This window comes from Gemmiger sp. (genome assembly GCF_057431175.1).
Map to the genome: position 1 here is coordinate 1 of NZ_DBMDDV010000023.1, position 25,430 is coordinate 25,430.

Below are 25,430 nucleotides of genomic sequence, written 5' to 3' on the forward strand. Positions count from 1 at the left end.
GACTTTTTGACCTGCCGCGCCGGGCTGGGGGACGTGCCCTCCGGGGCCGCACTGGCCCTGCCCGCCGACGCCCCCGCCGAGCTATACGAACTGCAGAAAAAATACGCTGTGCTGCATAATGTGCCCGTCGCCCTCGACCTTGCGCGGGAGCCGCTGGTGGGCCTGGTGGGCGGCCCAAACCGCGCCGGGGCTTGGACCATGCTGCAAAGCCTGGCGGCCCAGCTGGCTGTGCAGTGCTGCTATACGGATGTAAAATTCGCCTTTCTGCTGCGGGCCGATGCCGCCGACCGAGGGGATTTCTGCCGCTGGCTGCCCCATGTCCGCGCCGAAAATGGCCTGCGCCTGGCCGCCTGCGGGCGAGAGGAAGCCCGCACCGTCTGCGCTGCACTGGCCGCCGCCCTGCGCGTGCCGGACCGCCCCCACTATGTCGTTTTTGTCGAGGAGACTGCCCTGCTGGCGGGGGAATCCCTCGCCGCCGCACTCTTAGCCCCTGCCGCAGATTCCGGCGTTACAGCGGTATTTTTGGCCGACACCGCTGCCGAACTGCCCAACGCCTGCGGCTGCATTCTCGAACAGACCACCTCCGGCGCGGGCGTGCTGCGTGTCCACGGCATCACTACGCCGCTGACCGCGCTGGATGCCGCCGACCCGGCCCAGCTGGACGCCGCTGTGCGCCGCCTGGCCCGCACTGTCGTCAGCGATGCCCCCGCCGCGCAGGCCCTGCCCGAGCGCGTTGACTTTTTTGCGCTCTACGGCGTGCACAGCCCCGCCGAACTCCGCGCCGCCGACCGCTGGCAGGCAGCCCGCCCCTGGGAGACGCTGTCCGTGCCCATCGGCGTGGCAGCGGATGGTCTGTGCGCTTTGGACGCACACGAACAGGCCCACGGCCCCCACGGCCTGGTGGCCGGCACGACCGGTAGCGGCAAATCCGAGACGCTGCAAACCTACATTCTCTCGCTGGCCGTGGCCTTCAGCCCTGCGGATGCCGCCTTCTTCCTCATCGACTACAAGGGCGGCGGCATGGCAAATCTCTTCGCCGGGCTGCCCCATGTGCAGGGGGCGGTCTCCAACCTGTCCGGGGCGCTGGTGCGCCGTGCCATGGCGGCCATCGAGAGCGAGATACGCCGACGGCAGCGGATTTTTGAACGGTGCAGCGTCAACAGTATCAACCAATATACGCCGCTCTGCAAAAACGGCGAGGCCGAGACACCAGTGCCGCACCTCTTTATCATTGTGGACGAGTTTGCCGAGCTCAAGCGCGAGCAGCCTGAGTTTATGCGCAAACTCATCAGCGTGGCGCAGGTGGGCCGCAGCCTGGGCGTACATTTGATCTTAGCCACCCAGCGCCCTGCAGGCAATGTGGACGAAAATATTTTGAGCAACACCCGCTTCCGCCTATGTCTGCGTGTGCAGGACAAACAGAACAGTATGGAGGTGCTCCATCGCCCCGACGCGGCGGCCCTGACCGGGGCCGGGCGCGGGTATCTGCAGGTGGGCAGCGACGAGGTGTTTACCTTGTTCCAGTCCGGGTGGAGTGGTGCGCCCGCCGCGCAGACCGCCCCGCTGGCCAAGCGCATTGACACGACAGGCCGCCCGGTGCAGTCCGCCACAAAGGCGGCCCCCGCTCCCGGCGCGGCCACCCAGCTTTCCGCCACGGTGGACTATCTGCGCACCGAGGCTGAGCGTCTGCACCTGCCTGCATTGCCGCCGCTCTGGCTGCCGCCGCTGCCCGCCCGGCTGGTGCTGCCTGCCGCCCCGCAATGGCCAGAACAGCCTGCGCGGTGGGAGCTTTCTGCCATTGTGGGCCGCATCGACGACCCCGAAAACCAGTGTCAGCTGCCGCTGGTCGTCAACTTTACGGCGGGCGGCCACCACGCGCTGGTGGGCGCACCGGGCAGCGGCAAAAGCACTTTTGTCGAGACACTGCTCCACGCCCTCGCGCGGCGGTACACGCCAGACGCCCTCAATATTTACGCGCTGGATTGCACATCCCGCCGCACAGCGGCCTTCGCGGCCTGCCCCCAGGTGGGCGCGGTGCTGGACGCCACGGATCTGTCCCGCGTCGGGCGGCTCTTCGCGCTGCTGGACGGCCTGTTGACCGAGCGCCAGACCCGCTTGCAGGGCGGTAATTACACCCAGTACGTGGCCGCCCACGACGTTCGCGGTTGCCCCGCCGTGCTGCTGGTGGTGGAGGACATAGCCGCTTTCCGCGAGCGGACGGCCTGCGCCTACGATGACGCTCTGCTGCGCCTGGCGCGGGAGGGTGCGGCCTGCGGCATCTACCTGTTTGTTACCGGCAGCGGGTTCGGGATGCAGGACATACCGGCCCGGCTGGCCGATGCTCTGCGCACCGTGCTGGTGTTGGAACTGCCAGACCGCGCCCGCTATGGCGAGACCCTGCGCTGCCGTATGCCCCAGGGCCTGCCCACCGAGGCGGCCCCCGGCCGCGGCCTGACTGTGCTGGGCGGCCGCGTGGTGGAGTTCCAGACCGCCCTGGCCGTCGACGCCCCCGACGATTACGCCCGCGCCGATGCGCTGCGGCGGGAATCCGAAGCCCTGCGCACCGCCTGGCCCGGCAGACCCGCCCGCCGTGTGCCGGGCATCCCCGCCGCGCCCACCTGGCGCGACCTGACCGCCCACGAGGACTACGCCGCCATACAGACGGCGGGGGTGTGCCTGCCCTTTGGGTACGACCTCGAAACGGCGGCGCTCTGGGGTGTCGATTTGCAGACTACCTTCTGCTTTGCCGCTGCGGGCCGCGCGGGTTCGGGCCGGGAGAACGCACTAAAAATCCTCATGCGCTCTGCCGCTGCACAAAAGGCAAGAATTTTCGTACTGTCGTCGCAAAGTGACAGTCTGCACGCCGAAGCCGACGCCCTGGGCACGGAGTATGCCGCCGGTGTGGACGCCGTACAAACGATGCTGGCAACGACCATCGGCCCCGAATTTGGCCGCCGCAGTCAGCTGCAAAAAACGTTGCCCGGCGACCCCGACGCCCGCTGGGCCGCGATGCGCCAAGAGCCGCTGTGGCTCGTCGTGCTGCCGGATTTGACCAATCTGCTGCGGCTGCAAACGCCAGCGGGCCGCTACTGCCAGGCTGTGCTAGTGAACCTTATCAGCCGCGGCGCGGGCAACCACATTGTGTTTGCGGCAGCGCTTGACCCCGCCGATGCACCCGACAGCGAGGCGTACCGCGCCTTTGCCCGGCACTGCACCGGCGTCTGGCTGGGCGGCGGTGCGGCCCAGCAAACGCTGTGGGACTTTGCGCCGCTGCCTTACCGTGAGTTGGCCGCGCCGGAGAAACCGGGCGTCGGCCTTGTGCCGCCCGCAGCCGGACATGGCTGTCAAAAAATCCTGATTCCACAGGCGAAAGGGTGAACCTATTATGATCCGCGTCGTTGTCTACTTGAGCGGAAAAGCCGAGTGCCAACTGCTGGAGACCCAGCTGCGCCAGCTCCTATCCCGCCGCAGCAATGAGGAACTGGACTGCCGTTTTTATGCAGACCCCGCCGCCGCCCGCGCGGCCCTGCTGGCCGAGAGGGCCGACGCCATCTGCTGGGATGTGACCGACCCTGCAGGGCTGGCTTACCTGGCTGCTGTGCGCACAGCCGGGCGCGAGGCGTTTTTGCTCGTCATGGCGGCGGCCACGACCTCGCCGCTCGTCTACCTGAAGCCCGAGCTTGCGCCGGATTCGCTGATTTTGCGCCCGGTCACGGCCGAGGAATGCCGCCGCGCTGCGGGGGAGATCTTCGACCGGCTGCTGGCCGCCCAGCACGAGGGGGCGGACTGCTTCGTCGTGAAAAGCCGCGACGAGCGCATCCGCGTACCCTACCGCAAAATTTTGTATTTTGAGGCCCGGGAGCGGCGGCTCTGCCTGCGGATGGCGGGCGAGGAACTGACTTTCACCGGCACGCTGGAAAAGCTGCTGGAAACTTTACCGCCAGAGTTCCGCCGCGTCCACCGCAGCTTTGTGGTGAACGCCGACAATATCCAGCGCGTAGCGTTAAGCCAAAATTTAGTCTATCTGCGCGAGGATGTGGCTGTGCCGCTCTCCCGCAGCTACAAAAAGGAGGTGCGGGAGTATGACGCATGACGAAAATACAGCGATGGAACGTTCCTATCACCCTACGGGGGCTGAGCTATGGTTTCTGCTCTCGCTGCTGGACGACCGTCCCGCGCCGTTGTTCTGGCCGATGGGTGAACCGGCGGAAAACTGGCCGCTCGTCGCCGTGCGGCTGCTGGACGCCGGCCTTGCCGTGCGCGGCGAAAACGGCCTTACCCCCGCTGCGCCGCTGGCCCCGCTGCTGGACACCGTGAAATCCGCCGACCGCGCCGCACTGGTCTTTCTGCGCACACCGGGCGGGGCCGTTGACGCGGTGCTCTATTATAATAGGGTAGGCGGCGTGCTGCTGCGGCGCGAGAGCGCGGCCCGCTACACGCTGCAAGCCCTGGACACCGCTGCGCTGCTGGCCGCCCTGCCGCCGCTGAACGGTGCGGGGGAGGGGACGCTGTACCCCGAGTTCATCCCGCCCGCAGACCTGCCGCCGCTGGATGCCGACGGCACCCCCTGCCGGGAGGACGCCGCCACCGCCGCGCTGGTGGAGCTGTTCGCCCCCGACTGCACGCGGCTGGCCCGCTGGCAATGGCTGGACACCGGCTGCGGCTGCAAGGTACGCCGCCAGACGCCCGACAGCGTGACCACCGCCCCCGACGGTCCGGACATCCGCGCCTCGCTGGCTGCCGCCCTGACCGGGGAGGACGCGCCATGCTGAATGTAGAGATCCGCCTGCCCGGCACCGGGCAGCACTACGATTTTGCCCTGGACGAGACGGCCCCGGTGGCTGCCGTGACCCGCGCCGTGGCCGAGGCTATCTGCGCCGAGACGCACGCCCCCGCCCCCGGGGACGCGCCGCTTTCCCTCTACGACCCCGCCCGCGCGGCGCGGCTTGACCCCTGCGGCACCCTGCCCGAAAACGGAGTAGGGGAGGGCGCGGTGTTGATTTTGTTGTAACCCCTTGGCCCCTGCGTTTACGGGTCGGGGCTTGCATCGACCCGCAGGCGCCGCACCCACACCATACTACACGACCTGCCATTCACGCAGGTTCACCGACCATTCATCCCGGTTGGGCTGCACGCGCGGCCCGCTTGCGCTATACTGGGATGCAGGAAAGGAAATCACGTATGAGCAAATTTACCGTACATACCGGGGCCCTGCGCACGATGGCCGACAGCTGCACCGCTGCCGCCCGTGCAGTGGAAAGCGTCTGCGCCGACCTGCCGCCCGCTGCCCGCACCCTGGCCGACAGGCTGGAAAGCGATACCGCTGCCCTGCGCCGCCTGGCAGATGCGGCGGAGGAGATCGCCGCATTGTATGAGCAGGCCGAACAGCGCGCCGCTGCCGACGAACTGCGTACCCTGGGGGCCTTTGCCCCGGCCCGGCCCGGCATGGAGCCGCCCGCCCCGGATCCCGCCCCGGCCCTGACGCCGATGCTGGGCGAGACGGTCATGGCGCGGTTCCGCGACGCATAAGGAGGGCAGAGGAATGGCAGCAAATATGAAGGTAAACACCCGCCGCTTGGGCGAGGACATCGCCGCCCTCAGCGACCGTTTGGCCGCGATGCAGCGCACCGCCGCCGAGCTGGCCCCCGCGCTGGACGCACCCCGCGCCGATGCGCTGACCGAGCTGCTGGACCGCCTGGACGCCCTGCTGGACCGCCTGGACGAAATCCAGACCACCTACGATGTCTGCGAGACCGCCGTGACCCGCGCGGTCGAGAGCATCCGGCTGTGAGGAGGGCAACGATGGCAGATTACAACGAAACTCTGCGCGCTCTGCGCCGCGACGCGGCCGAACTGGAGCGCATTGCCGGGGGCACAGGGGCCTATTGGAGTGGCGCTGCGGCGGAGAATTTCCGCCGCCAGTTCACTGCCCAGACCTGCCAGCTGGCGGACCTGCTGGACACATTGGGCGCGGCAGCCGGGGACGAGACCCCCGCCCTGCCCACGGAATTTATTCTGTAAGGGAACTTGAATATGAACGATACAACGAAAAACATGCGCACTGCCGAACAGCTGGCCGCCCTGGCAGACACCTTGGAGCGCCAGGCTGCCGCCCCATTGGACGAGGCTGCCGCCGCGCTGCACCTGGCCTGGCAGAGTGACGCTGCCGTGCAGTTTTTGCGCCGCCAGCAGGCCGTGACCGACGACCTGCGTGCCGCCGCCCGCACATTGCGCCAACTGGCGGAGGAGGCATAGGATGCAACACAAATTCCTGACCCTGGCGGCGGCTGTGGCGGCTGCCTGGGTGTTTGGCCTGCCCGCGCTGGCCGCAGGCGGGGCGGGGGTCTATGGCACCGTGCAGGGCCAGGACGCCGTTTTGTACCTGCGCAGCGGCAGCGCTGACGCCGCCTACACCTGCATGGTGGGCAACACGCCGGTCACGCCCGCCAAGGCCACGCCGCTGTCCGGGCTGGACACCCCGGCCCACACCGTCATTCTGCTGGACAACTCTGCCGCCATCCCGGAGAGCCAGCGGGATGCCATCCACGATATTTTAAACGGCCTGGCCGGCACGCGCCTGAACGGCGAGACGTTCACGCTGGACACCCTCGGGACCGAGGTCACGCCGCTTTGTGACGGTGAGACGGACTATTTGCAGCTGAAAACCGTGGTGGATGGTCTGACCTACAACGACCACACCGCCCAGCTGACCGACTGCGTTTACCGCGTGTTGGACAGCCTGGTGCAGCAAAACAGCCCCGCTCTGACGCGGGTCGTGCTCATCACCACCGGTGCCGAGGAAGAACAGTACGGCTACACCCGGCAGGAACTGGCCGACCTCATCCGCAAGGCCGGGTTCCCGCTGTACATCATCGGCGCGGACGACGGCACCGACGCCGCCCGGGCGCAGCTGCAGGAGCTGTTCGCCCTGGCCCGCCTGACCGACGGCGACACCTACGCACTGAGCGAGACACAGGACGTGGCCGCCATCGTCAACGGCATCCGTGCCTGGGACCGCGGCGTGCGGGTGGATGTACCACTGCCCGCGGCCCTTTGCGATGGCTCTGATCGGGCGATGCAGCTTTCCGACGGCGGGGCCAACACCGTGACGCTGACGCTGACCATGCCGTTTGCGGCGGCGGACAATACCACCTCCGAGGTAGGGCGGGATGCCCCCATCCCGCCGCAGGGCACTGCTGACACCGCCCCAACTGACGAGCCGGGCCCCCTAGTCCAACCCACCGCCCCAGATGAAGACAAACCCGGTGTCCTGCCTTTTGCCCTGGGCGGCGCGGGTCTGTTGGCCGCCTTGGCCGCCGCGTTTATGGCATTGCGCCGCAAAAAGCCTGCCCCCGCCGCGCCGCTGCCGGTGCAGCCCGCCGCGTCGGACGCACCCGCCACCATGATGGCCGAGGCGACTATGTTTGGCGGCACCGCGGCAATTTTTGGCGGGGACGCCGCCCCGCTGACCGTGACCCTGACCGACCTGGCCGACCTGGCCCACACAGTCACCTTCCCGCTGGACGGTACGGTTTCCCTCGGGCGCGACCCGGGGCTGTGCCGCATCGTGCTGGACTATGACCCCTCGATCTCGCGCCACCAGTGCGACCTCTGCCTGCGCGGCGGAGATGTGGTGCTTGTGAACCGGAGCAGCTCCAACGGAACAAAGGTCAACGGCGAAAAAATCACGACCGAGTGTCCCCTGACTGACGGCAGCATCATCAAAATGGGCAACGCCCAACTGCGCCTGACGATAACATAATGACTGCCGCCAGTTTGCTTTGCAGCCCCGCAGTGCCCGGCCCGCAGCCATCCCCCAACCACCCATTTATCGTATAAATTCCCCCAAAAGGAGCTGTTTCCCCATGCCCACTCAACCCCCAAAACGCAAAATCAACCCATTGGCTATCGTCGCTGTCATCCTGCTTGTATTGGCGGCTGGTATGCTCTTCCTCATCTTTGCCCCCGGGCCGCGGATGAAATGGGCCTTATCTATGGGTGAAAAATACCTGACCGAATGCGACTATACCCAGGCCGTTACCATGTTCAGCCGCGCTATCCGGGTGGATGCCCGCAGTGAACCCGCCTATCTTGGCCGCGCCGAGGCGTATATCCAACTGAACCAGCCCGCCGCCGCGATCGAGGATTTGACGTTTGTCATTGACGAACTGACCACCGACGATGCGGATGTGTATATCCAGCGTGCCGAGGCTTACACGATGCAGGGCAACACCGACGCCGCCCAGGCCGACCTCGACACTGCCGCCAGCCTTGGCGCAGACACGACCGCCGCCGAGGAAACCCTTGCCGCCCTCACCCCCGAACCGACCCCGGAGAGCACCGCAGCCCCCGAAGAGGAAAAAATCGAGCACCCAAGGGAGTTCCGCTTCACCACGGGTGTGGGTGGCACGAATGGCGACTTCCTCTACGACGAGGATGGCCGCCTGACCCATATCACGCTGGGCATCTACGATGATTTCACCAAGGATTACGACATCAGCATTGATTATGCGGACGGCAAAGCCACCGCAGACTTTGATGCCGCGCAGGTCGCCACGACGGTGGGGACGCCATTTCAGCTGGAGGTCACTAACTTAACATTGAAAGAGGATGGCACTCCTGATACATTGAGCGCCTATGTCTACGACTCGGTTGCCTATATAGAGTTCAATGAGAATGGGCAGCCTTCTTACTTTACCGTTACACAGGATGATGTGGGCTACCAAATCACCTACACCCGCACGGTGGATGGCCGCCTTACCATGGACAGCGCCCAGTGCGTCTATGGGTACATGGACAACCACATCGCCGAACCGACCAACGACTTCTTCACGCCCACTGGCGAGATTCTCTACGAATAATCTGTTATTGTCCGATTGAACCATCGTAGAGTTGTAGGGGCCGGGCATGCCCGGCCCGCCACCATCTCGTAATCACCCATTTATCTTATAAATCCCCCAAAAGGAGCTGTTCCCCCATGCCCACCCAACCCCAAAAACGCAAAATCAACCCGCTTGCCATCATCGCCATAATCCTCATCCTGCTGGCCCTCGGTATGCTCTTCCTCATCTTCGCCCCCGTGCCGCGGATGAAATGGGCGCTGACGATGGGTGAAAAATACCTGACGGACTGCGAATACACCCAGGCTGTCACGATGTTCAGCCGCGCCATCCGGGTGGACGACCGCAGCGAACCCGCCTATTGGGGCCGCGCACAGGCGTATGTGCAGTTGGGCGACAGCGCCGCCGCTACGTCGGACTTGACCTACATCATCGATGAAATCAGCACCGAAAACGCCGACGTCTACCTGACCCGCGCCGACCTCTATATGGACATGGGCGACACCGACGCCGCCCGGGCTGACCTTGATGCCGCCGCCAGCTTGGGCGCGGATACGAGCACACAGGCCTCCCGGCTGGAAGCCCTGACCCGCATTACCGTCTCGCTGCCGACGCAAATCGTGAATTACGACCAGCTGACCGGCGGCACGACCACCCTGCAATACAACGCCGACGGCGCGCTGACCGACTACACCGAAACCTACGCCTACAACGGTTACACCCGCACCTACACCTATGACGAGCACGGCAACATCACGTCGGACAGCAGCCTGGGCCAGACCTACACCAACACCTACGACGCGGGCGGCAACCTGCTGACCCGCCAGGCCTACAACCCAGACTTGTTCTACACCGAGAGCTACACCTACGACGACCACGGCAACGTGACCCACTACGACACCGACAAGCCGCTGGAATCCGGTAACGTCACCGACTGGACGTACACCTATGACGACCAGGGCCGCATAACCAGCAAGACCGGCTATTTAATGGGCGACGTGGCGGCCACCTATACCTACACGTATACCGACGAGGACTACACCGAGGAAAGCGACTATTGGGTCTACGGCAGCCGCACCCACACCTACCGCACCTACTCGCCGGAGGGTGTGCTGCGCAAGGAGGAAGTGTACACCCAGTACGAGGGCGTCGATGAGTACAAGACCGAGGAGACGAGCTACTTCCTGGGCAAGCCGGCGCTGACGAGCTACTACGCCACAGACGGCAGCATCACCGCGCAGAAAGTTTGGGATTGGGAGTATTACACCCATGATTACGAGCACGTCCAGCTGACCAAGTTTAGCGATGTGACTCAGCTGGCAAGCGGCTATGAGAGCCATACCTACGATATGGGCGGCAACGAGATAGCACATGAATCCAGCCACACCGATGCCGAGGAAACGGTGACGAACTACACCTACACCTATGACGACGACGGCAACATCATCGCCCGCACGGCCTACACCGACGGTGTATTGACCGAGGAAATCACCTACACCGTCGCCAAAGTGCCGAAGGATTACAGTTTCGACACCGTGACCGAAGCGGATTACAAGTATAAGGAGTATGTCATGGCGGATTGATGGCAGCAACCGTTCCGTTATCGCCGCATTAAAACACCGCTGCCCCGTAGGGGCCGGGCATGCCCGGCCCGCAACTGTCGGGCAAACGGCCACTCACCCTTACGCCGCGGGCGGAGCAGAGCCCCGCCCCTACGGTGCAGCCCCATTTTCATAGAGCGTTGACCCCTCCGCGAGCGGGTATGGAATCCGCCCCTACATACCGAAAGCTCAACCTAAAATTAAAATCCCCTAAAAGGAGCTGTTCCCCATGCCCGACCACCCGCAACACCGCAAAATCAACCCGCTGGCTATCATCGCGGTTATCCTCATCCTATTGGCCCTCGGTATGCTCTTCCTCATCTTCGCCCCCGGGCCGCGAATGAAATGGGCCTTATCTATGGGTGAAAAATACCTGACGGACTGCGAATACACCCAGGCTGTCACGATGTTCAGCCGCGCTATCCGGGTGGACGACCGCAGCGAACCCGCCTACTGGGGCCGTGCACAGGCATATGTGCAGTTGGGTGACAGCGCCGCCGCCACATCGGACTTGACCTACATCATCGATGAAATCGGCACCGAAAACGCCGACGTCTATCTGACCCGCGCGGACCTCTATATGGACATGGGCGACACCGACGCCGCGCAAGCCGACCTGACCGCCGCCGCCAGCCTCGGCGCGGACACGACCGAAGCCGAAGCCCGGCTGACCGAGACCGCTACGACCGACGAAGCAGGGAACACCCCGGATGCGGAGACACCCGCCGCGACAAAGATAGTTTCGCTGCCAACCAAAATTGACGGGGCAACTGTATTCAAGTACAACGCTGATGGTGTACTGATTGACTACTCTGATGGGTACAAAACCTACGACGAACACCGAAATATCACGTATGACGGCGATTATGAGCTGACCTACGCTAATACCTACGATGAGGCAGGAAACTTGGTGACCCGCGTGGTTTATAATGGCGCTGACCAGCTATACACAGAGAGCTATACCTACGATGACCACGGAAATGTGGTACACTATGAGTACAACGGCTATAATGACAATTCCTATGACCGGACGTATGACTGGGTATATATCTACGATGCCCAAGGGCGTGTGACCAGTGCGACCCGAAATGTTGGCGATACAGTCGAAACGAAAACATACACTTACACAGACGCCGGTTATACGGAAGTGTACAATTATCTGGAGTATGGTGAGCGGAACTGTGATACCAGTACCTATGGGCCAGACGGTACGCTCCAGAAATTCGTACATGATACGGATTACAGAACCGATGAGACAATCTATTATAAGGACAGACCATTCCTGTATAACTGGTATTCCTCGAACGGAGATATTTGCGGACAAGAGGTGTGGGTGTATGACACCAGCGTTTTTGCAAACGGTCTGTTGACGCAATACCGTGATGTGCGCTCTGTGGAGCAGGGAGTCTACTCCTACACTATGGATGCCGACGGAACACCGCATCTTATTGAGCCGAGCAGTGCGTCGACGGACGAAACTGTCACGGACTATGTATACGCTTACGATGCAGACGGCAACGTCATTAGCCGCACGGCCTACACCGACGGCGTGCAGAGTGAGGAAATCACCTATACTGTTATGACGGTGTCGGGTGATTTCAGCTTGGAAAGAAAGCCCCAAACGTCCCCATTACTTATTGATGGTCTTCGCGAATATAAAGAGTACGTGATTGACGATTCCCGCACCGCATAATTTCCCCCATCCCCGCCCCATTACACTGCGTAATGGGGCGGGGATGGGTCGTTCATACGCATTCGACGACGTTTCATACACATTCCCCCAAAAAATGCGGGCCGCCTGCTATACTGGGTACAGTCGATACAGACAACGACCGTGTATGGGCGGGCGGACAGCAGCCGATCGGATGTCCACCCGCTTTACATACAAAAAAACGTAAAAAGGGGATTTTATTATGAAACACTCTGCGTTACTGAAAACCACCGCCGCCATGGGCGCGGCCCTCACCATGACCTGCGCTATGGCCACCGGCGCTTTCGCGGATCAGGTCTACTCCATCTCGGACGCCACCATCAGCGTGGGCCAGACCTGGTCGTTCAGCTACTCCGGCTACATGGATTGGCTGCTGAGCAGCGAGTACATCGAGCACGGCCCCAACATGGCCGACACCGAGGGTGTGCTGAAATATGTCAGCACCGAGACCACCGGCCGCATGACCACCGTCACCTATGAAGCCATGATGCCCGGTACCTGCACCGTCACCCTGATGGATCGCAGCTTCATCGGCGGCGAGATCGACAAGGCCACCGTCACCGTTACCGGCGACGGCCAGACGTCCACCGACGACAGCTGGGATTTCACCGGCCCCGGCGCCGGCGACACCACCAAGCCCGATGACACCAAGACCGACGATACTACCAAAGCGGACGACACCAAGGCCGACGATACCGCTAAGGGCGACAATGCCAAGACCGACACTGTGAAGCCCGCTGCCCCTGCCGCTTCTTCCGAGGACAACACCCCCGCCGTTGACACCCGCACGGCCCAGCAGAAGGAAATCGACGAGGCCATCGCCAACGGCACCTGGGGCATCGAGTACACCACCTGCCAGAAGTGCGGTTATCACAACTGGACCCGCCATGGCAACGTCTACGTCTGCGACACCTGCGGCAACGAGACGACCACCGTCGTCGGCCCCAAGGGTGTGAAGGGCTATGTCGGCAGCGGTGCGATCGCCGCTGTTGCGCCCAAGGCTTCCGCCCCCGAGACCCGCTACGCCACCGCCGCCGAGGCACAGGCGGCCGCTGACAAGCGCGAGGCCGCTTACGCCGCCGCCGTGGCCGCGTTCCAAAAGCAGATCGACGCGCAGAATGCCGCCTACCTGGCTGCGCTGGGCAAGTAATGTAACTTAAGCCATTCCCACACAAATCATACAGACCCCGGCCCCGGGAGCTTTAGCCGCCTCCCGGGGTCGGGGTCTTGTGGATATATTCCCATTGCAAACCCGCTCGCCCTGTGCCGCCTGGACTACACGATGAGCGAGGCCAATGGTGTGGCCAACTTTGTACGGCAGTACACGCCGGCCTCCGGCGGGCCGTACTGCGACTGCGGCTACAAGAAAAAGCGCTTTAATCCCCGGCCACCAGCGCCACGGCCACGTCGTTGACGTTTGTGCCAGTGGGGCCTGTAAGAATCAATCCGCCTGCCGCCTGCAAAGCGTGGTAGGCGTCATTTTTTTGCAGCGTGTCAAACACGGTCAGGCCGTGGGCGGTCAGCGCGGCCAGCGTGCCGCCGTCCACATAGCCGCCTGCGGCATCGGTGGGGCCGTCGGTGCCGTCGCTGCCCACCGCGAACACCGCCGCGTGCAGGCCGTCCAGCGCCGGGGCCGCCGCCAGGACAAGCTCCTGATTGCGCCCGCCCAAGCCGTGCCCGGTCAGGTGGACCACAGTCTCGCCGCCCGCTATAAAGGCCAACCGCCGCCCCTGCCCGGCGTGGGTGCGGGCAATCGCACCGAGGAAACTGCCCGCCTCCCGCGCCTCGCAGCAGAGCCGGTCGGTCAGCAGCACCGGCTCGTACCCCAGCGCCCGGCAGGCGTCGGCTGCGGCGGCGCAAAGCTGCCGCACACTGCCGGTTATCTGCGTTGTAACGTTGGTCAATTCCTTCGGCGTCTCCCGGCCCAGCAGCGCCCGGGCCTGAGTAGAGAGGGTCAAATGGTACTTTTCCGCCACGGCCAGCGCCTGGGCGCAGGTGGAGGAATCTGGCGCAGCCGGGCCGCTGGCGATCATATCCAGCGGGTCGCCGAGAATGTCGCTCAGCACGATGCTGAACACCTGCGCGGGGGCGCACGCCTGGGCAAACCGCCCACCCTTCACGCCCGAAAGCCGCTTGCGGACTGTGTTCATCTCGACGATATCTGCCCCGCAGGCCAGCAGCTGATTCGTGATGTCCTGTAATTCCGTGGAGGGGAGCAGCGGCTGCTCAAACAGCGCACTGCCGCCGCCTGAAAGCAAAAACAGCACGGTGTCCGCCGCCGTCAGCCCACGCACCACCGCCAGCGCTTGTTCGGTGGCGGCAAAGCCGTTCGCGTCGGGGACCGGGTGGCCCGCCTCGCAGCAGGTCACGCCGGGCAGTGCGCCCTTGACGTGGCCGTACTTGGTGATGACCACGCCGCCGTCCACCCGGCCCAGTGTTTCCACCGCGGCCTGTGCCATCTGCCACGCGGCCTTGCCCGCCGCAACCAACACGACCCGCCCGCCCCGTGGCTGGAAGGTCTGCAGCGCCCGGTGCACCGCTTCATCCGGCAGAACCGCCCGCAGACTGGCAGAAATAATCGCGTCAGCGTCCTTTCGCAGGAACACATCCATGGGATTGACCTCCTTGTGCGGCCATGATCAATGAGTCGTGCCCATGGGCACGGCGGTGTCGCGGCCGCATATTACCACGGCTTCCACGGCCTTTTCCAGCCCGCGGGAGATTTGTCGTAAATCCATGCTGGGGGTGCCAAGCGGCTTGTTGACGGCCTGCTCCATGGCGTAGGGCACATGAATGAACCCGCCCCGCACGCTGGGAAATTTCCGGTCGATAAGGAAAAGCAGCATGTACATCAGTGAATTGCACACATAGGTGCCGGCAGTGTAGGACACGGCGGCGGGGATGCCCGCGTCCTGCATCCGCTGCACCATGGCTTTGACCGGCAGCGTGGCAAAGTAGGCGGCTGGCCCATCGGCCCGGATGGGCACATCCACAGGCTGATACCCGGCGTTGTCCGGGATGCGGCCATCCATTAGGTTGATAGCGACCTTCTCCGGCGTGATGGCCGCGCGCCCGCCCGCCTGCCCGACGCAGATAACCACATCGGGCTTATGTTCCGCCATGGCGGCTTCCAGCACCTCGCCCGCGCGGACAAACTGGGTGGGGACTTCGAGCTTGACGATCTGTGCCCCGGCAATCGTGTCTGGCAGCAGCTTCACTGCCTCAAACGCCGGGTTGACCTTCTCCCTGTCGAACGGATCAAAGCCAGTGAGTAGGATTTTCATGGAGGAAACCTCGTTTCGCATTTTTTATTATTATATCATAGGTTGCCCCCGCCCGCAAAGCATGCTACAATACAGGCATGTAACCCTTTTATCTGTAAAGTTGTAGGGAGGATGGTTGATCTCTCTGCGGAGCGTCGAGGACGTTGCTCCTTACACATGCCAACATATACAACAAAGGATGGTCTCCTCTATGAGTAAACTGCTTCTCATCAACGACTTGGCCGGGTACGGCAAGGTCGCGCTCAGCGCTATGATCCCCATTCTCTCCCATATGCAGTACGAGGTTTGCAGCCTGCCTACCGCGCTGGTCAGCAACACACTGGACTACGGCAAGTTTGAGATCCTCGAAACCACCAGCTACATGAAAAACACCCTGCAAGTCTGGGACGCGCTGGGCTTTCAGTTCGACGCAGTGTCCACCGGATTCATCGTCTCCCGCCCGCAGACCGAACTGGTGCGGGACTTCTGCCGCGCGCAAAAAGTCAAAGGAACGCGGATTTTCACAGACCCCATCATGGGCGACGAGGGCAAACTCTACAACGGCGTCGGCGAAGAAACCGTCGCCTTAATGCGGGAACTGATTGCCACGGCGGACTACATCGTGCCAAACTACACCGAGGCCGCCTACCTGGCGGGCGTGCCCTACCAGTGCGGCGGCACCACGCGGGAGGAACTGTACGCCCTGACCGACAAGCTGCACGCCCTGGGTGCGGGGTCGGTGCTCATTACCAGTGCACGGATGCTGGTGGACGGCGGCTGGAAGCCGATTGCCTGCGTCGTCGGCTACGACGCGGCAGCAGACCAGCACTTTATTCTGCCCTACGAGGAACTTCCCGTGCGGTTCCCCGGCACCGGTGATATCTTCTCGGCGGTGTTCATGGGGCACATTCTGCGCGGTGACGCGCTGAAAACCGCCGCTCAGGCCGCCATGCAGACCGTGAGCAAAATGCTGGCCCAAAACGCCGACAACCAGGACAAATATAAGGGCATCCCACTGGAGACCTGCCTGGAGGATGTGGTGCTATGAGCCGCCCGCGCGTGAAAATCACCCTCATCGACCGCAAAGGCCCGGTGGGCTGCCACCGCGGCCACCGGGTGGGCGACAGCTGGGACTTCGACACCCAGCGCGGCGAGATCTGCCCCATGGCGATGCACGTCGCATTTTTGTACATCGACATCCTGCGCTACGGCGGCAGCATCCCGGGCCAAAACCCTGGTGAGGCAATTTTCAGCTGCCCCGACGCCGACACGCTGAACATTTTTAAAGTCGAGGTCGTGCAGGGAGAAAGCCTCCTCCCGTAAGCAGGGAGGTGGCCGAAGGAGCTTTGCCCCGGGGCTGGGATGCCGCCCCCTACGCCTTCTCGGCGAACAGGGAAACCAGCTCGTCCAAGCGATAAAACCGCATCCCCTGCATCCCCTTAAAATACCCCAATTCATCCAGATACAGCGGCCCATCCTCGCCGTCACCGGCCCACAGGTCATACGCAAACGCGTCATTTTCATCAAAGCCCTGGGCGTTATAATACAGCACCAAATCGTCATACCCGGCATCCACTTTTATCTGTAAAACGCCGTGCATCGTGCTTTTGTTGATGAAAAGGGCCCAGGTCTTGCCGTTGGCATTGCCCTGGCCGCCAGTCGTCTCGCCAAAATCCCAGCTGCCTACCTCGGCAAAGCCAAGGCGGCAGGTGCGGCCGTCGTCCAGCGTGTAGCTTGTCAGCGGGCGCACCTGCTGGCAGGGATCCTCCCGCGTGGGGCTGGGGGCGTCGCTGTATTTTTTGTCGGCCTCGGCCTGTGGGCGCATGACGACCGTGTAGCTGTTGTACCCCAGGTACGGAACGCTCCACGGCCAGTTGCCCGCGCCCTGCTGCGGGGCGAACACTGTGCCGGTCTGGGCGTCCAACAGGCCAAAGCCCGCAAAGCAGCGGCCCATGCCCAGCTCGGTGATGGTGCCGTCGTCCAGCAAGGCCTTGGTAAAGGCGTAGCGCAGCGTGGCCGTGGTGTCAAAAGCGACCGTGTAGGTCACGCTGCCGTCGGCGTCGGGGTCGCTGCGGGTCACGCCGGTGATGCTCACCTCCGCGTCCCCGGGACCGAAGATGAACGCGGCGTCCTCGGGAACGTTCTCCTGCTGGTAGGGGTCGTAGTCGTGGTAGGGGTCGGTGGGATAGCCCACCGCGCCGTTAGGCACGGTGAAGCTCGTCTCGGTGGTGAACCGTGCGCCCATCTTTTCCAAGTAGCTGCCCGCGTCGGGGGCCTCGGTGCCGGGCAGGTCAGCAAAATCCGACACCACATCGTCCAAAGCAAAGAACTCGTAATTCTCAAATCCGGCAAAGCTGTCCTCCTGGTCCAGCGTTTTGGAGCGCGTGTCCAGCGTGCGGCTGTACCCGGTATAGGGCGTTGTGTCGATGTAGAGCGCCAGGCTGTCCAACGTCTGCGGCACCGTGACGGTGTAGGCGTAGTACACGACCACCTGCGTCTGGTATGCGCCGGGGACGGTGTAGTCGGGCAGGGTGTACTCCCACTGCTCGGTGCGGGAGACCTGCACCGGGAAGGTCTGTCCCTGGTAGCTGAACGTATAGTCCCCGCTGACCTCGACGCTGCGCGGGGTGGTTTCCTGCGGGCCGTTCAGATTGCCCAGCGGGAAGGTGTACCCGCTGCGCAGGTCCATCAGTTCCAATACGCGCAGGTCCAGGCCGGGCAAAAACGGCTCGACCCCCTCGGCGACGGTGTAATCCATCCGGGCGCGGGCGGCGCAGGTGACGGTATAGGTCACATTGTCGTCGGCGTCGGGGTCGCTTTTTTTCGCGCCGGTCACGGTGGCGGAGAGCCGTGTTGCGCCCCAATCGGTGACGCCGTCGGGTTCAAAATACTCATAGAAACCGCTTGTCTGGCATGGGTAATTATACGCCCCACCGTTAAAACCAACGTGCGTGGCGTCGCTGACGGTGATGCCGTTCTTGCGGGCGTAGTCCCAAACGGTAGTGTCCCGCGTCTCCACCACCGTGCCAGGGTTGGGGTAGTATTTCCACCCACCGACCCGCGCCGTCAGCCACGCCACGGCCACAGCGGCCACCACAAGCCCCACGCCTATCCACAGGCGGCGGGGCTTCTTTTTTTGCATCGTCGCAGGCGCGGCGGCGGGGGAGAGCGCGTCCAGCACCTCCTGCACGGACTGGTAACGGTCACCCGGGTCCGGGGCGCACAGTTTCAAAATGACGGCGGCCAGCGCGGGCGGGCAGTTGTCGGGCGGGGGCAGGGCACCGCCGGCCAGCCGCTTGCACTGGGCGTTGTAGCGGTCCTCGGCGGTGAGTTTGGCCGGGTAGGCGGGCAAAAACGGTCCGCGCCAGTGGTTGGTCAGCTCGTAAAGCACAAGGCCGAGGGAATACAAATCGCTGCGGGGGTCAGCTTGACCGGTCAGCTGCTCGGGCGCGGCATATCGCGCGGTGCCCGACGACGTGAGCGTAGCGTCCGGCGCGGCGGTGTACTGCGACACGCCGAAATCCCCGAGGTAGAAGTCCCCGGTGGCGCCGCACAGAATGTTGGCGGGCTTGATATCCCGGTGGCAGATGCCGTTTTCGTGGCAGACGCGCAGTGCGTCGCAGATATCCAGCGTGACCTTGCGGGCGTAGGCGCCGGCCTGCTCCGGCGTGTCGGTCAGATGGTCCACCCGGAAGGCCGTGAGCGCCTGCAGCAAATCCATGCGGATGAGCAGGTAAAACGCGCTGTGGTCGGGTTCCTCCACGGCGTCGAACTCGTTGATGTGCACGATGTGCGGGCTTTTGAGGTTGACAAGAAGTTCGATCTCACGCGATTTTTCCGCCTTGATGCGGGCATAGTATTCGTCGAAGGGGATGCCCTCCTCCTCGGCCTGGCGGTGGGCGGCAGCGGAAAACTCCACCCGCACGACCTTGACGGCCTCGCGGCTTTCAATGCCGGTGACCGCGCTTTTTTTGGTGCAGGCGTACACCGTGCCGCACGCCCCGCTGCCGAGCGGCGCGTCGATTTGGATATCGAGCCACTTTTGGGAGATGAGGGAGGAAAGAGGGAGCATTGGGATCATTCCTTTGTCAATTCGTTCAAATCAAAATACCAATACTTATCATACCCCGCAAAGCCCGGGGTGTCCGCCAATGCCTGCACCGGAGGCGTGTTTTCATAATCGCCCTCGGTGTAGCCGTCATAGGGCGCGGTACACACCAAAAGCCCTAAATCCGATGCAGCCGGGGCCTTAATCATAATCGTCTGGTGCTTCACGTAGGCGGCGCGCAGAATCAGCCCCGGCATGCCGTAACCGGGCAGGTCGTCCACCTGCTCTGTGGCGGCCACGTCGCCGTCGGCACTCTCCATTTGCCAGGTCGTGTCGCGGTTGATGGGCATTTCGTAGGTATGGCCGTCCACGGTGGCGGTCATCTGCACCGTGTAGGCGCGGTGGGGCGTCCAGTCCTCGGTCAGGCTGGGGAACACCTGTCCAGTGGCGGCATCGAAGGGCAGCACCGTTGCAAACCGCGCACCTACGCCATAAATTGGCGCATCCTGCGTGCGGCGCTGGGTGATGTCTGCCCGCTCGGTCAGCTGGATCGTGTAGGTCACAGTGCCGTCGCCGTTGTCCTCGGCGGTCACGTCGGTAAAGGTCAGCGTCAAATCCCCGGCCTCGACGTCGGCGTCGTCGGCGGTGGTGTAGCCGGGGTAGTCGCTCTCGATTTTCTCCGGGTCGGTCAGGTAGACGAGCGCGCCGCCCGGTATCGTGACGGTGCGGTCGCTGCAAAACTGCAGATTGTGCGCGGTCATGAAGTTTTCGTTGCCCTGCAACAGGTCGCTGGCCTGGGCCAGGGCGGCGTCGGTGCTGTCCCGCTCGGCCCCCAGGGAGATATCCGGGGCGGTCATCTGCTGCCGGCGGTACAGCCCAACGCCAACACCCACGGCCACAGCGGCGGCCAATACCACAGTGGCCAGGCGGCGCGGGTGGCGGATGCGGGGCAGGTTGGGGTGTGCCCGGTGTTGGGCAGGTGCGGGCGTCCCCGGGTTGCGCAGGGCCGCAAGCACGGCCTCGGCGGAGTCAAACCGCTCCTCCGGCTTAAAGGCGCAGAGCCGCGCAATGACGGCCCACAGCGCGGCGGGGCAGTTGTCGGGCGGGGGAAGGGGTGTACCGTTCATCCGGGCGTACTGGGCCTGGTTGCGGTCGCCCGGTGTGATGGGCGCAGGGTACGCGGGCAGAAACGGCCCCCGCCAGTGGTTGACCAGCGCGTAGAGCACGAGCCCCAGCGAATACAGATCGGCGCGGTGGTCATACTGCCCGGTCATGACCTCCCGCGGGGCATATTCCAGCGTGCCGGACGATGTCATGCTGGCCTGCTGGGCGGTGCCCTTGGAAATGCCGAAGTCGCCCAGATAAAAATCCCCGGCGTCGGAGCACAGGATGTTGGCAGGCTTGATATCCCGGTGCAGCACGCCGTTCTGGTGGCAGACCCGCAGGGCGTCGCAGATATCCAGCGCGACCTTCTCGGCCAGGGCGGCGGCCTGCTCGGGGGTGTCGTCCAGGTGAGCGGGGCGCAGCTGGTCCAGCGCGGTCAGGCAGTCCATGCGGATCAAAATGTACAGCGCCGAGAGATCGGGTTCCTCGATAGCGGTGTAGCCGTTGATGTGGACGATGTGGGGGCTTTTCAGCGCGACCATCCAGCGGATCTCCTGCAGGCGCTTTTCCTTGACGGCACGGTAGTAGTCGGCGAAGGGGATGCCTTCCTCTTCGGCGTTGGCACGGTCCTCGGGCGTGAAATCGACCCGGACGACCTTGACAGCCTCTTTTTGTGTCACGCCGGTGACGGCGTCCGTTTTGGTGCAGGCGTACACTGTGCCGAAGGTGCCGCCGCCGAGGGTGGAGGCGGCGTGGAGATCGGGCCATGTTTGAGAGATGAGATTGTTAAAAGTGTTTGTATCCATTTTTTCAACGTTGATGTGTAGGGGAAAAATTTATCTCTCCCGGGGGTGGGTGCCGTTATTGCAACAGTAAAACGCCACCGCCATGTAGGGACCGGGTATGCCCGGCCCGCAACCTTCGGGAAAACGACTGTTTACCTTTGCGCTGCGGGGTGTTAGCTTATTATAGGTCCACAACCAAAACCGTCGCATTATCCGTCGCAACAGACTTTACAGCAGCTATTATCGCCCCCGCCGCATCCCCGGCATCGGGGTGGGCGGTGAGCATTGCAGCCAGTTCCTCATCACTCAACTTCCCGCTGACCCCATCGGTACACAGCAGCAGCCGCTCCCCGGCCACACGGTCAATTTTCCCGATGGTAGGGGAAATTTCTGTGTCCTCGTCCGAGGCTCCTAAATACTGGTACAGCTCATGCCGCCCGCCCAGGGCAAACCGATGGTCGCAGGTCAGCTGGGTCAGTGCGCCGTGGGTGTACCGATAGACACGGCTGTCGCCGAGGTTTGCGGTGTAGACCGCCCGCGACGCGGCAATGACCAGCGCCGCCGATGCACCGCTGCGGGTGTAGCCGTTTTCGGCCATGAACCGCTTCGTCTCCCGCTCGGCATCGGCAAAAATCGCGGCCAGGGGCTGGGTGTAGTCGGCTAGTTCCATGTGCAGGTAGGGGGCAGCCGCGCGGTCCAGCGCTTCGGCCGCCGCGTGGGCGACCTCGGCTCCGCCGTACCCGCCGCCGATGCCATCCAGCACTGCGAACGCAGCCGGGCAGGGGGCTGTGTCGGCCAGGGTGTAGTCCGGCCGGGCGGTCAGTGTGCCGTTAGCCAACAGCACATCCTCCTGCCGGGGGCGGGTGCCTTGGCAGGCCGCCGCACCATAGACAAGGCGCTGGCCGCCGCCGTTTTCCAGTCGCGCCCGCACCGCGTCGATGTCCGGCCGCCGCGCGGGGTCGGGGTCGGTCAGCTTTTGCACCAGCTCCACCATGGCGCAGGGGATGCGCAGATCGTCCAGGTCGGCGCGCGGCTCGCCGGTGTAGACAAAGGCGATGAGCCGCCCCAGCGAGTAGATGTCCGCCTTGGTCAGCTCCCCGGGCCGAGCGCCGCCCGAAAGCTCCGGCGCGATGTACATACGGTCGGTCACGTTCTGTAAAAGACTGTTCAGCTCACCATAGACCGTTTTTTCCGCTGTATTGTCCTTTATCGTCGAGAACAGCGCCAGCACAGCGCGGCAGTTCGCTCCCTGGCGGCAGACGTAGTAGCAGCCCGGGCGCAGCCCCCGGTGGGGCAGCGGCGGCATAAAATGGTGTAGCGTGTAGATGCTGCCCACGATGCCGTTGATAATTTGACGCTTCTGCGTGCTGTTCAGGCCCGCCAGCACCTTGGCCGAAAGCGCGTAGGGCCGCCCCACGATGCGGAACAGGTGGTAGCGATCCTCGCCCGTGCCCAGCGGGCCAACGTCTATCAGGACGTTCTCGGGCGTCTGCTCCGACGCGCGCCAGAGCGATTGCAGCGAGCCGATATCCCGCCCGACGGCCGGATCGTCTGTGACGTGCTTCGCTATATAAAAGGTAGGCGCGGCTTCATCGGTGACGCAGAGCAGGCTGTCGCCCGCCGCGCAGACGTCCATCTGACGGCAGACGGCGGCGGAGAGGGGATAGTAGTTCTCGAGCGGCGCAACAGAAGCATCGTACCTGTGTAAAAATCTATCCATGGCGGGGAAAAAGTCCGCCGCAGGCACATCGACTTGCAGCAGCATTCCCGCCGCCGTGTAGAATCGGCGCAGAAGCCAGCTGCAGTCCCGGTGGCCGCCATCCCTGCCGGTGTGGGCCATGCCCGACGCGTCGCTGTACAGCGAGAAGAGCATGTCCACCATCTTTTTGCAGCCGGGGTAGGCAGGGTTGTCGGAGAAAGCGAACCGCTCATTGAAGACGACGTCGATGTACCCCAGCCCCGCCAGCACGAGGGAGAGCTGCAATTTGGGGTTGAAGCAGCGGGGGTCGCTCTCGTAAAACTGCTTGGCGTGGGCCTTGGCCTCGGGCATGGTCAGACCCGGTGTGACGGTGCAGAGCGCCCGGCCAACCGTGTAGAAGGCCAGCAGCTCAAATGCGCGGCGCAGGTGGATGGCGCAGCTGACGTATTGCGTTTTTGCGTAGCTTTCGGCCAAGAGACATTCCCGGTAAAGCTCGCGGTCGCCGGTAGCGGCGTAGACGAACCCAAAGTTGCCCTTGGCCGCACGGATGGTGTCGTCGATAGTGATGGACGTGACCGTGTCGGCATCCGCAGGTGGACATTGCAAGTCGCGGATGGTCAGTCCACGGCGGAGGATGGCAGATGTAGCGGTGTGGGGGTGCATGAAGGGGGCCTCCTGGGTAGAGTTGAAGGGGAGGGATTTATCCCTCCCGAGGGCGTGTGCCGTTATTGCATAGTGTTAAAGTCCTGTATAGATGTAGGGGCCGGGCATGCCCGGCCTGCAGCATTCCGGGGGATGTGGATGGGTGAGGGGAGACCTGAAGGGGTTTTGCCCGGTGTTGGGCAGCGATAAACCTTGCCTTTTAAAACTTTTCCAAAAAAATCCCAAAAAATTTTAAAATTCCCCTTAACTTTCCCAAACCCCACCCCTATTGCTTAGGTGTAAGGAAACAAAACAAGCAAAACCCCGCAAAACTTACCCACATTATACCACGGCAAAAACCACTTGTCAGCTACAAAACAGGAGGAAAAACACCATGATCTGCACACATTGCGGTAAAGAAATCCAGAACGGCATCACTTTCTGCCCCTACTGCGGCAGCACAGTCAATAATGCAAAGGAGAATACGAAAATGAAAAAGCACAATCCCGCTAAGGTCCTCGTTTCCATCGCCGCAGTGGCGGTCGTTGCGGCGGGTGGCTGGGCGTTCGCCAACCGCACCCCGACCATTGATGTCAGTAAGTATATGACCCTCTCGGCGGACGGCTACAACACCGTCGGCAAGCTGAACATCGACTTCGACACCGACAAGCTCGAGCAGGACTACGGCAAGCAGATCACCACCCGCTTCAAAAAGCAGATGAAAAACCTCAAGGACGACACCTTCGGCCTGAGCAGCCTGACCGCCAGCCTGTATGACGGCTACGAGGCTGACCTTTTCGCCGAGACCTGCGCCACCGGCAGCGCCGACAAGACCAAGAACCTGTCCAACGGCGACGTCGTCACCTACACCTGGGACGACAACTCCGACGAGGCCGAGGAGGCCTTCGGCGTCAAGGTCAAGTACACGGACATCACCTACACCGTATCCGGCCTGGCCAGCGTGAACACCTTTGACGCCTTCGATGGCGTGGATGTGGAGTTCAGCGGCATCTCTCCCGACGGCCGCGCTACCGTCAACAGCCTGCCCACCGCCGCCGAGGCGCAGGGCCTGTACTACACCCTGGACGAGAACAGCGGCTTGTCCAACGGCGACACCGTGACCCTGACCGTCCACAGCAATCGCGACGATTTCAGCGACTGCATTGACAAGTACGGCGCGATGCCCCAGGCGACCGAAAAGACCTTCACGGTGGAAGGGCTGAACGAGTACGTGACGAGTGCGGACACGCTCTCCGATTCCGTGCTGGTCAGCTTGCAGAACCAGGCGGAGGATGTGATGAAGGCTTACGCCGCTGCCACCTATAGCGAGAACGAAACCTTCAAAGGCATGACCTACCTGGGCAACTACATCCTGACACCGAAAGTCAACAGCAACTGGTACGACAAAGACCGCATCGTCCTGGCTTACCAGGTGACTGTCCACCAGAACTACACGAACGAACTGAATGAGACTTACGACGCCGACAATTCTTACTTCTGGTACATCACCTTCAAGAATGTCAGCAAGGACGCCGACGGCAACATCGTAAGTGGTCTGCGCGACTATGATAAGCCTACTACGGAAGTGCGGTTTGATTCCGGTTTGAAGAAGTACAAGTCTGGCAGCAGCACGAGAGGCTGGGTGTACGAAGGTTACGCCACCATGGACGATATGTACAGCGCCGCTGTGAACAAGTACGTAGAAAACTACAACCACCAGGACAATGTGGCCTAATC

Annotated in this window: 21 protein-coding genes; 16 read left to right on the forward strand and 5 right to left on the reverse strand. The window is 63.1% G+C overall.

The genetic code is table 11. The features are described 5' to 3' along the window. From ACZO0A_RS08990 to ACZO0A_RS09050, 13 genes are all read left to right on the forward strand, one after another. A partial coding sequence (locus tag ACZO0A_RS08990; protein WP_486846229.1) for an FtsK/SpoIIIE domain-containing protein occupies positions 1-3,378 on the forward strand: 3,378 nt, incomplete at its 5' end. A gap of 7 nt (positions 3,379-3,385) precedes the next feature. Then, positions 3,386-4,093, forward strand: a complete 708-nt coding sequence (locus tag ACZO0A_RS08995) for a LytR/AlgR family response regulator transcription factor (protein WP_417344998.1) — start codon at positions 3,386-3,388, stop codon at positions 4,091-4,093. Beyond that, positions 4,083-4,772 (forward strand): hypothetical protein, encoded by a 690-nt coding sequence (locus ACZO0A_RS09000; RefSeq protein WP_302376380.1) that lies wholly within the window; start codon positions 4,083-4,085, stop codon positions 4,770-4,772. Before ACZO0A_RS08995 ends, ACZO0A_RS09000 begins: the two co-directional genes overlap by 11 nt. Beyond that, entirely contained in the window at positions 4,766-5,011 is a 246-nt protein-coding gene (locus ACZO0A_RS09005) for an EsaB/YukD family protein (protein WP_294780352.1), read from the forward strand. Before ACZO0A_RS09000 ends, ACZO0A_RS09005 begins: the two co-directional genes overlap by 7 nt. A gap of 170 nt (positions 5,012-5,181) precedes the next feature. Then, complete coding sequence (locus ACZO0A_RS09010; protein ID WP_302376376.1) at positions 5,182-5,529, forward strand: hypothetical protein; 348 nt, start codon at positions 5,182-5,184, stop codon at positions 5,527-5,529. A gap of 13 nt (positions 5,530-5,542) precedes the next feature. Continuing rightward, positions 5,543-5,791, forward strand: a complete 249-nt coding sequence (locus ACZO0A_RS09015; protein ID WP_302492844.1) for a hypothetical protein — start codon at positions 5,543-5,545, stop codon at positions 5,789-5,791. Between the two features lie 11 nt (positions 5,792-5,802). Further along, complete coding sequence (locus ACZO0A_RS09020) at positions 5,803-6,021, forward strand: hypothetical protein (protein ID WP_302376374.1); 219 nt, start codon at positions 5,803-5,805, stop codon at positions 6,019-6,021. A gap of 12 nt (positions 6,022-6,033) precedes the next feature. Next, positions 6,034-6,255, forward strand: coding sequence for a hypothetical protein (locus ACZO0A_RS09025; RefSeq protein WP_291231809.1), 222 nt, complete (start codon positions 6,034-6,036; stop codon positions 6,253-6,255). 1 nt (position 6,256) lies between these two features. Further along, positions 6,257-7,762: an FHA domain-containing protein gene (locus ACZO0A_RS09030; RefSeq protein ID WP_302376373.1), complete on the forward strand. Its 1,506-nt coding sequence runs from the start codon at positions 6,257-6,259 to the stop codon at positions 7,760-7,762. Between the two features lie 103 nt (positions 7,763-7,865). Then, positions 7,866-8,861, forward strand: a complete 996-nt coding sequence (locus ACZO0A_RS09035; protein ID WP_302376372.1) for a tetratricopeptide repeat protein — start codon at positions 7,866-7,868, stop codon at positions 8,859-8,861. A 116-nt stretch (positions 8,862-8,977) separates the two neighbouring features. Then, positions 8,978-10,423 carry a hypothetical protein gene (locus ACZO0A_RS09040; protein ID WP_302376371.1) on the forward strand — a complete coding sequence of 482 codons (1,446 nt, stop codon included), beginning with the start codon at positions 8,978-8,980 and terminating at the stop codon, positions 10,421-10,423. Positions 10,424-10,670: 247 nt separating this feature from the next. Next, the gene (locus ACZO0A_RS09045) at positions 10,671-12,134 is read left to right on the forward strand and encodes a hypothetical protein (protein ID WP_302376369.1); all 1,464 of its coding nucleotides are present in this window, start codon (positions 10,671-10,673) and stop codon (positions 12,132-12,134) included. Positions 12,135-12,354: 220 nt separating this feature from the next. Further along, positions 12,355-13,302 (forward strand): hypothetical protein, encoded by a 948-nt coding sequence (locus ACZO0A_RS09050; protein ID WP_302376367.1) that lies wholly within the window; start codon positions 12,355-12,357, stop codon positions 13,300-13,302. Between the two features lie 226 nt (positions 13,303-13,528). Here ACZO0A_RS09050 and ACZO0A_RS09055 read toward each other — a convergent pair whose 3' ends face one another. Beyond that, positions 13,529-14,764 (reverse strand): glycerate kinase type-2 family protein, encoded by a 1,236-nt coding sequence (locus tag ACZO0A_RS09055; protein WP_302376365.1) that lies wholly within the window; start codon positions 14,762-14,764, stop codon positions 13,529-13,531. A gap of 27 nt (positions 14,765-14,791) precedes the next feature. Next, positions 14,792-15,436 (reverse strand): pyroglutamyl-peptidase I, encoded by a 645-nt coding sequence (pcp, locus tag ACZO0A_RS09060; RefSeq protein WP_302376363.1) that lies wholly within the window; start codon positions 15,434-15,436, stop codon positions 14,792-14,794. Positions 15,437-15,626: 190 nt separating this feature from the next. On the opposite strand from pcp, the gene ACZO0A_RS09065 reads away from it, so the two are divergent. After that, complete coding sequence (locus ACZO0A_RS09065; RefSeq protein WP_302376361.1) at positions 15,627-16,463, forward strand: pyridoxamine kinase; 837 nt, start codon at positions 15,627-15,629, stop codon at positions 16,461-16,463. Then, positions 16,460-16,738 (forward strand): TIGR04076 family protein, encoded by a 279-nt coding sequence (locus ACZO0A_RS09070; protein WP_291212877.1) that lies wholly within the window; start codon positions 16,460-16,462, stop codon positions 16,736-16,738. The genes ACZO0A_RS09065 and ACZO0A_RS09070 overlap by 4 nt, the downstream gene beginning before the upstream one ends. A gap of 49 nt (positions 16,739-16,787) precedes the next feature. On the opposite strand, the gene ACZO0A_RS09075 is transcribed toward ACZO0A_RS09070, so the two are convergent. The 3 genes from ACZO0A_RS09075 to ACZO0A_RS09085 form a co-directional block, all read right to left on the reverse strand. Beyond that, entirely contained in the window at positions 16,788-19,487 is a 2,700-nt protein-coding gene (locus ACZO0A_RS09075) for a serine/threonine-protein kinase (protein WP_302376359.1), read from the reverse strand. Positions 19,488-19,492: 5 nt separating this feature from the next. Further along, a complete protein-coding gene (locus tag ACZO0A_RS09080; RefSeq protein ID WP_302376357.1) occupies positions 19,493-21,373 on the reverse strand; it encodes a serine/threonine-protein kinase in 1,881 nt (626 codons plus the stop codon). Positions 21,374-21,533: 160 nt separating this feature from the next. Further along, positions 21,534-23,714 (reverse strand): protein phosphatase 2C domain-containing protein, encoded by a 2,181-nt coding sequence (locus ACZO0A_RS09085; RefSeq protein ID WP_486846233.1) that lies wholly within the window; start codon positions 23,712-23,714, stop codon positions 21,534-21,536. Positions 23,715-24,087: 373 nt separating this feature from the next. Here ACZO0A_RS09085 and ACZO0A_RS09090 point away from each other — a divergent pair, with 373 nt between their 5' ends. Next, positions 24,088-25,428, forward strand: coding sequence for a zinc ribbon domain-containing protein (locus ACZO0A_RS09090; protein ID WP_291231797.1), 1,341 nt, complete (start codon positions 24,088-24,090; stop codon positions 25,426-25,428). Positions 25,429-25,430 lie beyond the last annotated feature (2 nt).

Excerpts from the sequence above, each read along its gene's own strand:
- ACZO0A_RS09065 (WP_302376361.1), top strand. The coding sequence starts at position 15,627 with ATGAGTAAACTGCTTCTCATCAACGACTTGGCCGGGTACGGCAAGGTC.
- ACZO0A_RS09040 (WP_302376371.1), top strand. The coding sequence starts at position 8,978 with ATGCCCACCCAACCCCAAAAACGCAAAATCAACCCGCTTGCCATCATC.
- ACZO0A_RS09070 (WP_291212877.1), top strand. The coding sequence starts at position 16,460 with ATGAGCCGCCCGCGCGTGAAAATCACCCTCATCGACCGCAAAGGCCCG.
- ACZO0A_RS09090 (WP_291231797.1), top strand. The coding sequence starts at position 24,088 with ATGATCTGCACACATTGCGGTAAAGAAATCCAGAACGGCATCACTTTC.
- ACZO0A_RS09015 (WP_302492844.1), top strand. The coding sequence starts at position 5,543 with ATGGCAGCAAATATGAAGGTAAACACCCGCCGCTTGGGCGAGGACATC.
- ACZO0A_RS09075 (WP_302376359.1), bottom strand. The coding sequence starts at position 19,487 with ATGCTCCCTCTTTCCTCCCTCATCTCCCAAAAGTGGCTCGATATCCAA.
- ACZO0A_RS09020 (WP_302376374.1), top strand. The coding sequence starts at position 5,803 with ATGGCAGATTACAACGAAACTCTGCGCGCTCTGCGCCGCGACGCGGCC.
- ACZO0A_RS09045 (WP_302376369.1), top strand. The coding sequence starts at position 10,671 with ATGCCCGACCACCCGCAACACCGCAAAATCAACCCGCTGGCTATCATC.
- ACZO0A_RS09000 (WP_302376380.1), top strand. The coding sequence starts at position 4,083 with ATGACGCATGACGAAAATACAGCGATGGAACGTTCCTATCACCCTACG.
- ACZO0A_RS09050 (WP_302376367.1), top strand. The coding sequence starts at position 12,355 with ATGAAACACTCTGCGTTACTGAAAACCACCGCCGCCATGGGCGCGGCC.
- ACZO0A_RS09005 (WP_294780352.1), top strand. The coding sequence starts at position 4,766 with ATGCTGAATGTAGAGATCCGCCTGCCCGGCACCGGGCAGCACTACGAT.
- ACZO0A_RS09030 (WP_302376373.1), top strand. The coding sequence starts at position 6,257 with ATGCAACACAAATTCCTGACCCTGGCGGCGGCTGTGGCGGCTGCCTGG.
- pcp (WP_302376363.1), bottom strand. The coding sequence starts at position 15,436 with ATGAAAATCCTACTCACTGGCTTTGATCCGTTCGACAGGGAGAAGGTC.
- ACZO0A_RS09025 (WP_291231809.1), top strand. The coding sequence starts at position 6,034 with ATGAACGATACAACGAAAAACATGCGCACTGCCGAACAGCTGGCCGCC.
- ACZO0A_RS09055 (WP_302376365.1), bottom strand. The coding sequence starts at position 14,764 with ATGGATGTGTTCCTGCGAAAGGACGCTGACGCGATTATTTCTGCCAGT.
- ACZO0A_RS08995 (WP_417344998.1), top strand. The coding sequence starts at position 3,386 with ATGATCCGCGTCGTTGTCTACTTGAGCGGAAAAGCCGAGTGCCAACTG.
- ACZO0A_RS09085 (WP_486846233.1), bottom strand. The coding sequence starts at position 23,714 with ATGCACCCCCACACCGCTACATCTGCCATCCTCCGCCGTGGACTGACC.
- ACZO0A_RS09010 (WP_302376376.1), top strand. The coding sequence starts at position 5,182 with ATGAGCAAATTTACCGTACATACCGGGGCCCTGCGCACGATGGCCGAC.
- ACZO0A_RS09080 (WP_302376357.1), bottom strand. The coding sequence starts at position 21,373 with ATGGATACAAACACTTTTAACAATCTCATCTCTCAAACATGGCCCGAT.
- ACZO0A_RS09035 (WP_302376372.1), top strand. The coding sequence starts at position 7,866 with ATGCCCACTCAACCCCCAAAACGCAAAATCAACCCATTGGCTATCGTC.